Raw genomic sequence first — 14,593 nt, 5'->3', positions numbered from 1 at the left:
CGATGAATACCTTCGGGTGCCCGCCATGGGCACCCCTGGCTGAAACCCGAGCGCCCTGCCCGAGCGCTCCGCTGCCCGCCAAGCGCGCTTTGCCAAGTCGCGCTATGGTTCGCTGCCACCCACGGCGAACCACGAGAAGGCAGGGCCCATGATCGACCTCCACATCAACGGTCAGTCCGTTGCCGTCAACGCCCCCGACGACATGCCGCTGCTCTGGGCATTGCGCGACGTCGTCGGCCTCACCGGCACCAAGTTCGGTTGCGGCATCGCACAGTGCGGCGCCTGCACCGTGCACCTGGACGGCCAGCCCGTGCGCTCGTGCGTGCTGCCGGTCGGCTCGGTCGGCAAGCGCGCCGTCACCACCATCGAAGCCGTCTCGCAGACGCCCGCCGGCCAGCGCATCCAGCAGGCCTGGCTCGAGGTCGACGTGGTGCAGTGCGGCTACTGCCAGTCGGGCCAGGTCATGTCGGCGGCCGCGCTGATCCAGCGCACGCCGAACCCGAGCGACGCCGACATCGACATGGCCATGTCGGGCAACGTGTGCCGCTGCTGCACCTACTCGCGCATTCGCGCCGCCATCAAGCAGGCCGCCACGGGCAAGCCCGAGGTGCTGCAGTCGGTGGTGACGATGCCGGCAAGGAGCGCATCGTGAACGCGCCCGCGGGCATCAGCCGCCGCGCCGCGCTGCAGGCCGGCGGCCTCGCGCTGGCCTTCACCTGGGTCGGCGGCAGCAAGGCGCTCGCGGCCATCAGCCCGCGCCGGCAGCCCGCCGACGCGGCCGCCGCGCTCGACGACGGCAACCCCGCCTTCGCACCGAATGCCTTCGTCCGCATCGACGCCGACGGCGGCGTGCGCCTGGTGATGCCGATGGTCGAGATGGGCCAGGCGATCTACACCGGCTCGGCGATGCTGCTGGCCGAGGAGCTTGGCGTCGAGCTCGACCAGGTGCGCGTGGAGCACTCGCCGCCGAACGAGGCGCTCTACGGCATGCCGCTGCTCGGCGGCCAGATCACCGGCGGCTCGACCAGCACGCGCGGCACCTACGGCGTGCTGCGCGAGGCGGGCGCCGTGGCGCGCACGCTGCTGGTGAGCGCCGCGGCCGCGCAATGGAAGGTCGACCCGGCCAGCTGCACCGTGGCGCGCGGCGTGGTGAGCCATGCGGCTTCGAGCCGGCAGCTCGGCTTCGGCGCGCTCGCCGGCGCCGCCGCGCAGTTGCCGATGCCCGAGAAGGTCGCGCTGAAGGAGCCGAAGGACTTCAAGCTCATCGGCCAGCCGCTGCGGCGCGTCGATTCGCCCGGCAAGGTCAACGGCAGCACGCAGTTCGGCCTCGACGTGCGCGTGCCGGGCATGAAGGTGGCCACCGTCAAGGCCTGCCCCACGCTCGGCGGCGTGCTGGCCTCGGTGGACGACAAGGCGGCGCGGGCGATCCCTGGCGTCGTCGACGTCATTCGCATCAAGGACGCGGTGGCCGTGGTGGGCGAGCATTTCTGGGCCGCGAAGCGCGGCCTGGAGGCGCTGAAGATCCAGTGGACGCCGGGGCAGAACTCTGCGCTCACCACCCAGCAGCTGCGCGCCTCGCTGACCAACGCGCTCGCGAAAGACAAGGCCATCGTCGGCAAGGAAACCGGCAAGCGCCCCGAAGGCACGCTGGTGCAGGCCACCTACGACCTGCCGATGCTGGCGCACGCCACCATGGAGCCGCTCAACACCACGGTGCACGTGCGGGCGGACCAGTGCGAGATCTGGGTCGGCACGCAGGTGCCGGCGCGCTGCGTGGGCGTGGCCGCCAAGATCACCGGGCTGGCCGAAGACAGGATCGTGCTGCACAACCAGTACCTGGGCGGCGGCTTCGGCCGGCGGCTGGAGACCGACTCGGTCGAGCAGGCCGTGGCCTTCGCCAGGCAGGTGCCCTACCCGCTGAAGGTGGTGTGGACGCGCGAGGAAGACATTCGCCACGACATCGTGCGCCCGATGTACCACGACGACATCTCGGCGGTGGTCGACGGCGACGGGCAGGTCCTCTGGTTCGGCGACCGCATCGCGGGCGGCACCGTGCTGGGCCGCTGGGCCCCGGCCTTCATGGGCAAGGACGGCATGGACGGCGACCTGATCGAGTGCGTGGCCGAGCCCTGCTACGACCTGCCCAACCTCAAGGTCGAGTGGGTGCGCCACGACATGCCCGCGGGCCTGAATGTCGGCTGGTGGCGCGGCGTGGGGCCGACGCACAACCTGTTCGTGATGGAGAGCTTCATCGACGAACTCGCGCAACGCGCCAGGAAGGACCCGGTGGCCTACCGCCGCGCGATGCTGAAGAAGAACCCGCGCACGCTCGCGGTGCTCGACCTGGCCGCCGAGAAGATCGGCTGGGGCAAGGGCGCGCTGCCGCCGCGCGTGGGCCGCGGCGTGGCGGTGGGCGACCCGTTCGGCAGCCGCGTGTGCGCCATCGTCGAGGCCGAGGTCACGCCGCAGGGCGAGGTGCGCCTGCGCCGCGCGGTGGTGGCGCTGGACTGCGGCATCGCGGTGAACGCGAGCTCCATCGAGGCGCAGATCCAGGGCGGCCTGCTGTTCGGCCTGAGCGCCGCGCTCTTCAGCGAGATCACGCTGCGCGACGGCGCCATCGAGCAGAGCAACTTCCACGACTACCGCATGCTGCGCATCAACGAGTCGCCACCGGTCGAGGTGCATACCGTGAAGAGCGGCGAAGCCCCCGGCGGGCTCGGCGAAGTGGGCACGGCCATTGCCGCGCCCGCCCTGGCCAATGCGATCTTCGCGGCCACCGGCGTGCGCCTGCGCGCGCTGCCGGTGAACCGCGCGCTGCTGGCGCAGGACAAGGACGCGCTGAAGAAGAAGATCGCCGATGCCGGGCCTGCCGCGCAATCGCTGCATGCGGTGCAAGGCGAAAGGAGCGCCGCATGAAGCGCTTCCTCAACGTGCTGGCGGTGCTGCTCGTCGTGGGCGCGGCGCTGTACTTCTTCCTGAACCGCACCGACAAGTCGCCGGGCGAAGCGCCCGTGCTGGCCGGCGCGGCGCCCGATGCGGCGCTGCTGGTGCGCGGCGAATACCTCACCAAGGCCGCCGACTGCATCGCCTGCCACACGGTGGCCGGCAAGGGCCAGCCCTTCGCGGGCGGCGTGCCCTTCGTGCTGCCCTTCGGCACGATCTACTCGTCGAACATCACGGCCGACCCGGCCACGGGCATCGGCGGGTGGAGCGACGACCAGTTCGTGCGCGCCGTGCACGACGGCGTGCGCGCCGACGGCCAGCGCCTGTACCCGGCGTTTCCGTACACCTCTTACACGGCGCTGAGCCGCAACGACGTGCTGGCCATCAGGGCCTACCTGTTCAGCCTGCCCAAGGTGAACCAGCCGAACAAGGAGGCCGACCTGGGCTTTCCGTTCAACCAGCGCTGGGCCATGGGCTTCTGGAACGCGGCCTTCTTCAAGAGCAGCCGCTTCGAGCCCGACGCGTCGAAGCCGCTCGCGTGGAACCAGGGCAAGTACCTGGCCACCGCACTGGGCCATTGCGCGGAATGCCACACGCCGCGTAACTTCGCCTTCGCGATGAAGGCCGGCGACAACCTCGCGGGCGAATCCATCCAGGGCTGGCGTGCCTACAACATCACGTCGGACGCGAAGAACGGCATCGGCGCATGGACCGACGCCGAGCTGGCCGCCTACCTCGGCACCGGCCATGCCGACGGCCGCGGCTCGGCCTCGGGCCCGATGGGCGAAGCCGTGGAGCACAGCCTGCAGCACCTGAAGCCGGAAGACACGGCCGCGCTCGTGAGCTACCTGCGCACGGTGCCGGCGAAGGCCGGCAAGGACCCGATCGAGATCGACGCCAAGCCGCCATGGGCCGTGGCGGCCAGCGCGGCGGCGCCCGCGGCCAACACCGCCGAAGGCCACGAGCAGGGCCTGCGGCTCTTCGCGGCGGCCTGCGCAAGCTGCCACCAATGGAACGGGCAAGGCCAGCAGACCAGCTTTGCCGCGCTGCTGGGCACGCGCGGCGTGAACGACGCGGGCGGCGCCAACGTCACGCAGATGATCCTGCAGGGCGTGAACATGCGCGTGCACGACCGCGAGGTCTACATGCCGGCCTTCGGCAAGGCCTACACAGACACCGAAGTCGCGGCGCTCGCGAACTACGTGATCGCGCAGTTCGGCAACAAGCAGGCGACGGTGACGCCCGAGTTCGTGGCCAGCCAGCGAACCAGATAGCGCCTGCGATAACGCACCGCCGGCACCGGCAAGCGCTCATTCCCGCTATCGCCGGAATTGGGCGGTTCAATCGCCGCCCGCCATCTTCCGGCAGAGAATTTGAAGCTCCACCGCAGCACGAAACCAGGAGTCCCCATGAGCAACGACAAGACCGAAGCCAAGTGTCCCTTCAGCCAGGCCTCAGGCGCCGGCACCACCAACCGCGACTGGTGGCCCCAGCAGTTGCGCATCGACCTGCTGCACCAGCACTCGTCGAAATCCGATCCGATGGACAAGGACTTCGACTACGCCGCCGCATTCGGGAGCCTCGACCTCACCGCGGTGAAGAAAGACCTCGCCGCGCTGATGACCGACTCGCAGGACTGGTGGCCGGCCGACTTCGGCCACTACGGTCCGCTGTTCATCCGCATGGCCTGGCACAGCGCCGGCACCTACCGCATCGGCGACGGCCGGGGCGGCGCCGGCCGCGGGCAGCAGCGCTTTGCGCCGCTCAACAGCTGGCCCGACAACGTGAGCCTCGACAAGGCGCGCCGCCTGCTGTGGCCGATCAAGCAGAAGTACGGCCAGAAGATCTCGTGGGCCGACCTGATGATCCTCACCGGCAACGTGGCGCTGGAAACCATGGGCTTCAAGACCTTCGGCTTCGCGGGCGGCCGTGTCGACGTGTGGGAACCCGACCAGGACGTGTACTGGGGCCGCGAGACCACCTGGCTCGGCGGCGACGTGCGCTATTCGAAGGGCTCGCCGGGCGTGGTGGAAAACCACGGCGTGCTGGTGAAGGACGACGACAGCAAGGTGGCGCACACGCGAGACCTGGAGAACCCGCTGGCCGCCGTGCAGATGGGCCTGATCTACGTGAACCCCGAAGGCCCCGACGGCAACCCCGACCCGCTGGCCGCGGCACGCGACATCCGCGACACCTTCGGGCGCATGGCCATGGACGACGAGGAAACCGTGGCGCTGATCGCCGGCGGCCACAGCTTCGGCAAGACCCACGGCGCGGCCCCGGCCTCGCACGTGGCGCACGAGCCCGAAGCGGCCGGCATCGAGGACCAGGGCTTCGGCTGGAAGAACGGCTTCGGCACCGGCAAGGGCGGCGACGCCATCACCAGCGGCCTGGAGGTGACCTGGACCACCACGCCCACGCAGTGGAGCAACAACTTCTTCGAGAACCTGTTCGGCCACGAATGGGAGCTCACGAAGAGCCCCGCCGGCGCGCACCAGTGGGTGGCCAAGGACGGCGCCGGTGCCGGCACCATCCCGCACGCGCACGATGCGTCCAAGCGCCTTGCGCCGACCATGCTCACCACCGACCTGTCGCTGCGCGTCGACCCGGCCTACGAGAAGATCTCGCGCCGCTTCCTCGCCAACCCCGACCAGTTCGCCGATGCCTTCGCGCGCGCCTGGTTCAAGCTCACGCACCGCGACATGGGTCCGCGTGCGCGCTACCTCGGGCCCGAGGTGCCGGCCGAAGTGCTCATCTGGCAGGACCCGATTCCCGAGGTCGACCACGCGCTGGTCGATGCGCAGGACGTCGCCGCGCTGACGAAGAAGGTGCTGGCCTCGGGGCTCACGCCCGCGCAGCTGGTCTCGACCGCCTGGGCCTCGGCCTCGACCTTCCGCGGCTCCGACAAGCGCGGCGGCGCGAACGGCGCGCGCATTCGCCTGGCGCCGCAGAAGGACTGGGCCGTCAACGAACCGGCGCAACTGGCCAAGGTGCTGCAGGTGCTCGAAGGCATCCGCAATGAGTTCAATGCCGCGCAGGCCGGCGGCAAGAAGATCTCGCTTGCCGACCTGATCGTGCTGGCCGGCGGCGCGGGCGTGGCGCAGGCCGCGCGCAGCGCCGGCCGCGAGGTCGAGGTGCCCTTCTCGCCGGGCCGCACCGACGCCTCGCAGGACCAGACCGACGTGCAGTCCTTCGCGCCGCTGGAGCCTGCCGCCGACGGTTTCCGCAACTACACCAGGGCCCGGTTCAGCGTGCCGGCCGAGGTGCTGCTGGTCGACCGCGCACAGCTGCTGACGCTCACCGCGCCCGAGATGACGGTGCTCGTCGGCGGCCTGCGCGCGATCGGTGCCAATGCGGGCCAGTCGCAGGACGGCGTCTTCACGAAGCAGCCGGGCGCGCTGAGCAACGACTTCTTCGTCAACCTGCTGGACATGGCCACCGAGTGGAAGCCGGTCGCGGGCAAGGAGCAGTACGAAGGCCGCGACCGCAAGTCGGGCGAACTCAAGTGGACCGGCACGCGCGCCGACCTGGTGTTCGGCTCGAACGCGCAGCTGCGCGCAGTCGCCGAGATCTACGCGAGCTCGGATGCGCAGGAGAAGTTCGTCAGCGACTTCGTGGCCGTGTGGACCAAGGTGATGAACCTCGACCGGTTCGACCTGGCCTGAGGCGGGCACACCGCCCTTGCACGCCGGAGGCGGGCACGCCGCCCTTGCACGCCTGAGGCGAGCACACCGTCGTTGCACGCCGGAGGCCGGGAAGCCTCCGGCGTGCCGGCGCCGAACTGAACCCGCAGCGCAGGGCGGACGCCCCACGGTGACCAACGGACACCGTGTCTCCTGCGCACACACCGCCACACCCCTCAGCGGCAGGCGGTTTCCCCCAAGTTTCACTTTTGCGATCCGGTCCGCCAGCACGGCGGCATCGCGCTTGCGCGCGCCGCATTCACGCGCCTTGAATTTCCATTGAACGGGAAATTCAAACATTCACTCACGAGAAGACCGGGTTAACCCTCGCATCGACCTCGCCTCCATTGCCCATAATTCACCAACTTTTCCATTCAATGAAACTTTCCTGGAAGCAAAACCTTCAGCCATGAGCCCTCCCTCTCTCGTCGGCGTATTCCCCGTTCTCCCCACCCCCTTCGATGCGCAAGGCCGCCCCGATGTCGGCTCGCTGCGCAAGCTCGTGGCGTACTTGCTGCGGTGCGGCGTCGACGGCATCACCTACCCCGGCGTCGCAAGCGAAGTGGGGCAACTCACGCCGGACGAGCGGCTGTCGCTGGTCGATGCCGTGCTCGACGAAGTCGCGGGCCGCGTGCCGGTGATTGCCGGCGTCTCCAGCAGCGACGCGGCCCTCACGGGCCGGCTCGCCGCCGCGGCCAGCGCGCGCGGCGCGGCGGCGCTGATGGTGGCGGTGCCCCCGGATCGCAAGAGCGCCGCGGAGCAGATCGGCTACTTCACGCAGGTCGCCAAGGCCGCGCCCGAGGCCTCGCTCATGCTGCAGAACGTGCCGCTTCCCGTGGGCGCGGGGCTCGACCCCGAAGTGCTGCTCGAGGTGATCGCGGCCGTGCCCGCCATCCGCTACGTGAAGGAAGAAACGCTGCCGAGCGGACAACGCCTCACGGTGCTGCGCGACCGCGGCCCCGCACACCTGCTGGGTGTGTTCGGCGGCGCGGGCGGGCGCTACATCACCGACGAACTGCGCCGCGGCGCGGCCGGCACCATGCCCGCCATCGAACTGGCCGAGGTACACACGGCGCTCTTCAAGGCGCACCGCGAAGGCGACGCCGACCGGGTGCGCGCGCTCTTCACGCGCATGCTGCCGGTGCTCAACGTGCAGGCGGTGTTCCGCTGGTCGCTCACCAAGTACGTGCTGAAGAAGCGCGGGCTCATTGCCGACACGCGCCAGCGCATGCCGGGCCCGCTGCTCGACGCGCTCGACGCGGCGGACGTCGACGCCTTCCTGGGCGACATCGGCGACCTGCTGCTGCCGCAGGACCAGCTGCCATGACGGCCGTTGCAAGAATCGCGCAGGTCGAGAGCTTCATCGTCTCGCTGCCGCGCGACACCCCCTACCTGGGCCCGCTGGGCCCCGGCGAGCAGGTCAACGAACGCGGCTACCTCGTGCGCCAGGGCAACCGCGCGATCTATCCCTCCACCGACATGTCGGTGCTGATCAAGATCACGGCCGACGACGGCACCGTGGGCTGGGGCGAGACCTACGGCATCGTCGCGCCCGACGCGGTGACCAGCATCATCGACGACGTGATCGGCCCGGTCATCGTGGGGCGCGATCCGCGCGACGCGGTGGTGATCCAGGAAGACCTGTACGACCTGATGCGCGTGCGCGGCTTCTTCGGCGGCTTCTATGTCGACGCCATCGCGGGCATCGACATCGCGGTGTGGGACCTGTTCGGCAAGCTGGTGAACCAGCCCGTGGTCAAGCTGCTCGGCGGCCAGCGGCTGCAGACGGTGCCGGCCTACGTGTCGGGCCTGCCCGGCGCCACGCTCGAGGCGCGGGTGGCGCTGGCGCGCAGCTTCGTCGACAAGGGCTTCGACGCCTTCAAGTACCACGCGGCGGTGTCCTTCGACGGCATCGTCGCCGAGATGCGCGCGCTGCGCGAAGGCCTGGGCGACGCGGTCAAGCTGATGGTCGACCTGCACTGGAAGTTCACCGCGCAGGAGGCCATCCAGCTGATCGACCAGCTCGTGCCCTACGTGCCCTACTTCGTGGAGGCGCCCTGCCAGCCGGAGGACATCGAGGGCCAGGCCCACGTGGGCGCCAGCGTGCGCGTGCCGCTCGCGCTCGGCGAGGAATGGCGCACCGTGTTCGAGTACCGCCCGCGCCTGGAGCGCCGCGCGATGTCGATCGTGCAGCCCGAGATGGGCCACATCGGCATCAGCCAGTTCATGCAGATCGGCCGCATGGCCAACGCCTTCCACATGAAGGTGATCCCGCACGCCAGCATCGGCCTGGGCATCTACCAGGCCGCCAGCCTGCATGCGACGGCCGCGCTGCCCAACGCACCCATGCACGAATACCAGCACTCGGTGTTCGACCGCAACCTCCGGTACGTCAAGACCGCGATGCGCTGCGAGGCCGGCGCCTTCCACCTGCCCGAAGGGCCGGGGCTGGGCATCGAGCCCGCGCCGGAGGTCTGGCAGTTCCTCAGAAAGAAAGGCCATTCGCAATGAAGGCATCCTTGATCGCCATTGACTGGGGCACGTCCAACCTGCGTGCCAGCCTGCTCGACGAAGGCGGCGGGCTGATCGAAGCGCGCAGCGCGCCCGGCGGCATCATGGCCGTGCCCGAGCGCCGCTTTGCCCAGGCGCTGCTGTCGCTGTGCGCGGACTGGATCGACACGCATGCCGTGCCGCTCATCGCGAGCGGAATGATCGGCAGCCGCCAGGGCTGGCAGGAGGCGCCTTACGTCGAATGCCCCGCGGGCCTGCTGTCGGCCGCATCGCAGCTGGTGCGCGTGGAAGTCCGGCCCGGTGCCGTGCTGCACATCGTGCCCGGCATCCGCTGCATGGGCGGCGACGGCGTTCACGACGTGATGCGCGGCGAGGAAACGCAGCTCTGGGGCGCGGCGCTGGCCGCGGGCAGCTGCTGCGTGCTGCCGGGCACGCACAGCAAATGGGCCTGGCTGGGCGAAGGCGGCGCCGTCGACCGCTTCGAGACCTTCATGACCGGCGAGCTCTACGGCCTGCTCACCAGGCACGGCATCCTGGGGCGGCTCATGGCATTCGGCGCCGCGCGCCCCGAGACCTTCGAGGCCGGCGTCAGGCTGGGGCTGCGCGAGCATGCCAATGCACCGCATGTGATCTTCGCGGCGCGCACCGCGGGCCTGATGGGCGACATCGACGCGCAGGGCCTGCCCGACTACCTCTCGGGCATCCTCATCGGCATCGAGATCGCGAGCGCCACGGCGCGCCATCCGCAACGCAGCGTGACCTTGCTGGGCGACGACGACCTGTGCAGCCGCTATGAAACGGCGTTGCAGTTGGCGGGCATCGATTCGACCCGCGCAAGCGACGGCGCGACCACGCGCGGGCAATGGCGCGTTGCGCTCGAAGCGGGTCTGGTGACCGCTCGCATGAAAGCGCCGGCATGAAGGGCGTGATCGCCATCCTGCGCGGCGTGTCGCCCGAAGAGGTGCTGGCGGTAGCCCATGCGCTGGAAGAAGGCGGCGTTCGCTGCATCGAGGTGCCGCTGAACTCGCCGCGTCCGCTGGCCAGCATCGAGGCGCTGTCGCGCGCGTTCGGCGACCGCCTGCGCATCGGCGCGGGCACGGTGCTCTGCAGCCGGCAGGTCGACCAGGTGGCGGACGCGGGCGCGAGCCTGGTGCTGTCGCCCCACTTCAATGCCGAGGTCGTGCAGCGCGCCAAGGCGCGCGGCATGTACGCGATGCCCGGCGTGGCCACGCCCACCGAGGCCTTTGCCGCGCTGGCCGCCGGCGCCGACGCGCTCAAGCTCTTTCCGTCCGAGCTGCTCGGCACCGCCGCGCTGAAAGCCTGGCGCGCGGTGCTGCCCACGGGCACGCCGATGTTCAGTGTCGGCGGTGTCGACATCGGCACCATCGCGGCGTTCAAGACGGCGGGCGCCGCGGGCGTGGGCATCGGCTCGGCGCTGTACACGCCGGGCATCGCCCCCGCCGAACTGGCGGGCCGCGCCCGCGCACTGGTCGATCGCTGGTCGGCCGCCTGAACACCCTTCGAGGAGACATCGATGACACGCACACCCAAGACAACCCTGCTGCGCATCGCGCTGGCCTGCGCGCTGCTTCCCGCGCTGGGCGCCGCGCAGGCGCAACAACCGCCGGCCTACCCGTCCAAGCCCATCAAGCTGATCGTGCCCGTGCCGGCCGGCGGCGCCGCCGACGTCATGGCGCGCATGATCGCCGTGCACCTGCAGACCAAGTGGGGCCAGGCCGTGGTGGTCGACAACAAGCCCGGCGCCGGCTCCAGCGTGGGCATGGCGGTGGTCGCCAAGGCCGCGCCGGACGGCTACACGCTCGGCATGGGCAACGTGGCGGCGAACGCCATCAACCCCGCCATGAAGCCGGAGTCGTTTCCCTACGACCCGGTGAAGGACTTCGCCGCCGTGACGCTGGTGGGCATCACGCCGCTCATCCTGGTGGTGAACCCGCAGAAGGTGCCGGCGCGCACCGTGCCCGAGTTCGTGGCGTACCTCAAGGCGAACCCCGGCAAGCTCAGCTACGGCTCTTCGGGCGCGGGGTCGGCGCTGCATGTGGGCATGGAGCTCTTCATGCAGAAGACCGGCACCTCGATGGTCCACGTGGCGTACAAGGGCTCGGCGCCCATGCTCACCGACCTGCTGGGCGGGCAGATCGACGCCTCCATGGACGCGGCCGCCACCTCGTGGCCGCAGGTGCAGTCGGGCAAGCTGCGCGCGCTCGGCGTGTCGACCGCCAAGTCGGTCTACTTCGCGCCCGAGCTGCCGCCGATCGCCCAGGCGGTGAGCGGCTTCGAGATGAACCCCTGGCACGGCGTGATGGCGCCCGCGGGCACGCCGAGCGCCATCGTGGAGAAGCTCTCCACCGAGATCCAGGCGTTCCTGCGGCTGCCCGACACCGAGGCCAAGCTGCGCGACCGCGGCGTGGTGCGCGTGGGCTCCACCGCCGCCGAGTTCGCGAAGACCGTGCGCGACGAATCGGCGTTCTACAAGAAGCTGGTGACCGACGCGGGCATCAAGGCCGAGTAGCCCGCGCCCGGAGCCGACCATGACCCATTCATCGCTCCCACGACGCCGGGCCCTCGGGCTGCTTGCCGCATCGCTTGCATCGGGCGCCTGGCCCGCATGGGCCAGCGATGCGGGCACGGGGACCACGGCAGCCACGGCGGGCACAGCGGGCACATGGCCCACTCGGCCCCTGACCGCCATCGTGCCCTTCGCGCCGGGCGGCGCGGGCAACGGCTCGCTGCGCATCCTGGCCGAGCTGATCGGACCGCGCATCGGGCAGCCCATCGTGGTGGACAACCGCCCTGGCGCGGGCGGCATCACGGGCACGCTGGCGGTGACGTCGAGCCACGACGACCACATGCTGCTGCTGGGCAGCACCACCATGACCATCCTGCCCGCGCTGCGCAACGACCTGGGCTACGACGTGCAGCGCGACCTCCAGCCCGTGGGCATGATCTCGACACAGCCGCTGGTGCTGGCCGTGGCTGCCAACTCGCCCCTGCACGGCATCGACGATCTCGTGGCCAAGGGCCGCGCCGGCGAACTCAGCGCGGGCAACAGCGGCGTCGGCACGCTGTCGCACCTGGCCACCGAGCTGCTGAACCAGAAGCTGGGCGCGCGCATCCTGGCCGTGCCCTACAAGGGCGACAGCGTGCTGATTCCCGACGTGGTGGCCGGCACCGTGTCGCTGGGCGTGATGAACCTGCCGGTTGCGCTGCCGCTCATCCAGGCGGGCCGCCTGCGCGCGGTGGCCGTCACCTCGGCGCAGCCGCTGGCGAGCCTGCCGGGCGTGCCGGTGCTGCGCTCGCGCGGCGACGAGTTCGTCATCGCGGGCTGGGCCGCGCTGTTCGCGGCGAAGAAGGTGCCCGCCGCCGGCGTCGAACGGCTCGGGCAGCTGCTGCGCGAGGCGCTGGACACGCCCTCGGTGCGCGAGCGCTTCGCCGGCTTCGGCGTGACGCCGCAGGCCTCCACGCCGGCGCAGTTGCGCGCGTTCGTTCGCAGCGAGACCGCGCGCTGGGGCGAGCTGGTGCGCGGGCGCGGCATCAAGCTCGAGTGAGGCGGCACGGCGCGGGCCGGGCACGGACCGGGCGCGGGCCAGGCACGTCCCCGGCATAGAATCGGCGCACTTGTTCCGCTCTCTGGAACTTCTCTCGTGCCTTCATGAAACGCAGCACCGGCGCCACCCCTGGCGGGCCTCCCGATCCGAGCTCTTCTCCGGCGAACACCCCGGCCGGCCCCGCACAGGAGGCCACCCCTCCAGCAGCAACCCAGGCAGCCCCTGGCCTGGGCGTGCTGGAGAAGGCCATGAACCTCCTGAACATCGTGTCGGCACGCCGCACGCCGATGACCTTCACGGAGCTGCTGCGCGCCTGCGACCTGCCCAAGGCCACGCTGCACCGCATCCTGGCGACGCTGGTGCGCGAAGGGCTGCTGCGGCACAACGCCTACGACAAGACCTTCCAGCTCGGCCTGCGCCTGCTCGAGCTCGCGCACGACGTGTGGAGCGAGTTCGACCTGCGCGTGGCCGCACAGGACGAAATCGCCAGGCTGCGCGACGCGCTCGGCGAGAGCGTGGAACTCACGGTGCTCGACGGCACCTTCGTGGTGATCCTGGCCAGCGAGCCGGCGGGCGACGCGCCGGCCGCGCGTTCGGCGGTGGGCCAGCGGCTGCCGGTGCATGCCAGCGCGTCCGGCAAGGCCATTGCCGCGAGCCTCGACCCGGCGGGCCAGCGCCGGCTGGTGCAGGCCTTGGCGCTGGAACGCTTCACGCCGCAGACCATCGTGTCGCCGGCCGGGCTGCGCGCCGAGTTCGACCTGGTGCGCTCGCGCGGCTATGCCATCGAGCAGGGCGAGCGCGACCCGGGCCGCGCGGGCGTCGCCGCGCCGATCTTCGACTACGAAGGCCGCCCCATCGGCGCCATCGCCATCGCCACCGACGCGAGCCGGCTCGACGCGGCACGCGCGCACAGCCTGTCGTCCGCGCTGATCGGCGCGGCGCGCAACATCTCGCACAGCGCCGCCGGCAAGGCAATGTCGATCGCCACCCAGGCCCCGCCCGAACTGGGCGCCAGCACCGAGGTGCGCTGCGTGAGCCAGGTTCGCTCGCTGCTCGGCGAAGGACCGATGTGGTCGCCGCGGGACAACGCGCTCTACTGGGTCGACATCTTCACGCCCTCCGTGCACCGCTACGACGCCGCCACCGGCGCCGACAGCGAAACGCCGCTCGGCACCATGGCCAGCCTGGTCGTGCCCAAGGCCAGCGGCGGCCTGCTGGTGGCCACGCCGGGAGGCCTGATGGCGCTCGATTTGTCGACGCGGCGCCTCACCCCGTTCTGCCACCCCGAGGCGGGACGCCCCAACGTGCGCTACAACGACGGCAAGTGCGACCGCCGCGGCCGCCTGTGGGTCGGCTCGATGGACATGGGCGCCGCAGCCAACCGGGGCCACCTGTTCTGCGTCGAGGGCAACGGCAGCTGGCGGCAGGTCGACACCGGCTTCACCGTGCCGAACGGCATGGGCTGGAGCCCCGACAACCGGTCGATGTACCTGACCGACACCTACCGCCAGACCATCTACCGTTACGACTTCGACCTGGCGAGCGGCACCGTCGGCAACCGGCAGGCGCTCATCACCATTCCTGCATCGGACGGCAAGCCCGACGGCCTCACCGTCGACGACCAGGGCTGCCTGTGGGTCGCGCTGTGGGACGCCTGGCAGATTGCGCGCTACTCGCCCGACGGCCAGTTGATGCAGCGCGTGCGCGTGCCGGTGCCGCGACCGACCAGTTGCTGCTTCGGCGGGGACAACCTCGACACGCTGTTCATCACGAGCGCGTCGCTGCGCCTGGACGAAGCGCAGCTGGCCAGCGCGCCGCTGTCGGGCTCGCTGTTCGCGCTGAGCCTGCCGGATGCACGCGGCCTGCCGGAGGCCACTTTCGCAGGCTGAG

General features: G+C 70.7%; 11 protein-coding genes. All 11 read left to right on the top strand.

Annotated features, from left to right (window positions below; translation table 11 throughout):
- The first annotated feature begins 148 nt into the window (after window positions 1–148).
- The 11 genes from BM013_RS33090 (at window position 149) to BM013_RS33040 (ending at window position 14,592) form a co-directional block, all read left to right on the top strand.
- Window positions 149–652, top strand: coding sequence for a (2Fe-2S)-binding protein (locus BM013_RS33090; RefSeq protein WP_093133072.1), 504 nt, complete (start codon window positions 149–151; stop codon window positions 650–652).
- Window positions 649–2,916: a xanthine dehydrogenase family protein molybdopterin-binding subunit gene (locus BM013_RS33085; RefSeq protein ID WP_093133070.1), complete on the top strand. Its 2,268-nt coding sequence runs from the start codon at window positions 649–651 to the stop codon at window positions 2,914–2,916. The genes BM013_RS33090 and BM013_RS33085 overlap by 4 nt, the downstream gene beginning before the upstream one ends.
- A complete protein-coding gene (locus BM013_RS33080) occupies window positions 2,913–4,217 on the top strand; it encodes a c-type cytochrome (protein WP_093133068.1) in 1,305 nt (434 codons plus the stop codon). The genes BM013_RS33085 and BM013_RS33080 overlap by 4 nt, the downstream gene beginning before the upstream one ends.
- A gap of 135 nt (window positions 4,218–4,352) precedes the next feature.
- The gene (katG, locus tag BM013_RS33075; RefSeq protein ID WP_093133066.1) at window positions 4,353–6,608 is read left to right on the top strand and encodes a catalase/peroxidase HPI; all 2,256 of its coding nucleotides are present in this window, start codon (window positions 4,353–4,355) and stop codon (window positions 6,606–6,608) included.
- A 427-nt stretch (window positions 6,609–7,035) separates the two neighbouring features.
- Window positions 7,036–7,953 (top strand): dihydrodipicolinate synthase family protein, encoded by a 918-nt coding sequence (locus BM013_RS33070; RefSeq protein WP_093133064.1) that lies wholly within the window; start codon window positions 7,036–7,038, stop codon window positions 7,951–7,953.
- A complete protein-coding gene (locus BM013_RS33065) occupies window positions 7,950–9,137 on the top strand; it encodes a mandelate racemase/muconate lactonizing enzyme family protein (RefSeq protein ID WP_093133062.1) in 1,188 nt (395 codons plus the stop codon). Before BM013_RS33070 ends, BM013_RS33065 begins: the two co-directional genes overlap by 4 nt.
- Complete coding sequence (locus tag BM013_RS33060; RefSeq protein WP_093133060.1) at window positions 9,134–10,057, top strand: 2-dehydro-3-deoxygalactonokinase; 924 nt, start codon at window positions 9,134–9,136, stop codon at window positions 10,055–10,057. Before BM013_RS33065 ends, BM013_RS33060 begins: the two co-directional genes overlap by 4 nt.
- Window positions 10,054–10,650, top strand: a complete 597-nt coding sequence (locus BM013_RS33055) for a 2-dehydro-3-deoxy-6-phosphogalactonate aldolase (protein WP_093133058.1) — start codon at window positions 10,054–10,056, stop codon at window positions 10,648–10,650. The genes BM013_RS33060 and BM013_RS33055 overlap by 4 nt, the downstream gene beginning before the upstream one ends.
- A gap of 21 nt (window positions 10,651–10,671) precedes the next feature.
- Window positions 10,672–11,667, top strand: coding sequence for a Bug family tripartite tricarboxylate transporter substrate binding protein (locus BM013_RS33050; RefSeq protein WP_093133056.1), 996 nt, complete (start codon window positions 10,672–10,674; stop codon window positions 11,665–11,667).
- A 19-nt stretch (window positions 11,668–11,686) separates the two neighbouring features.
- Window positions 11,687–12,703, top strand: coding sequence for a Bug family tripartite tricarboxylate transporter substrate binding protein (locus BM013_RS33045; protein WP_093133054.1), 1,017 nt, complete (start codon window positions 11,687–11,689; stop codon window positions 12,701–12,703).
- Window positions 12,704–12,951: 248 nt separating this feature from the next.
- Entirely contained in the window at window positions 12,952–14,592 is a 1,641-nt protein-coding gene (locus tag BM013_RS33040; RefSeq protein ID WP_093133201.1) for an SMP-30/gluconolactonase/LRE family protein, read from the top strand.
- The last annotated feature ends 1 nt before the right edge of the window (window position 14,593 follow it).

Source organism: Variovorax sp. OK605, assembly GCF_900115445.1.
Taxonomy (GTDB): Bacteria; Pseudomonadota; Gammaproteobacteria; order Burkholderiales; family Burkholderiaceae_C; genus Variovorax.
The sequence above is the reverse complement of the archived record's forward strand: the minus strand, read 5'-3'. Positions and strand labels throughout refer to the sequence as shown.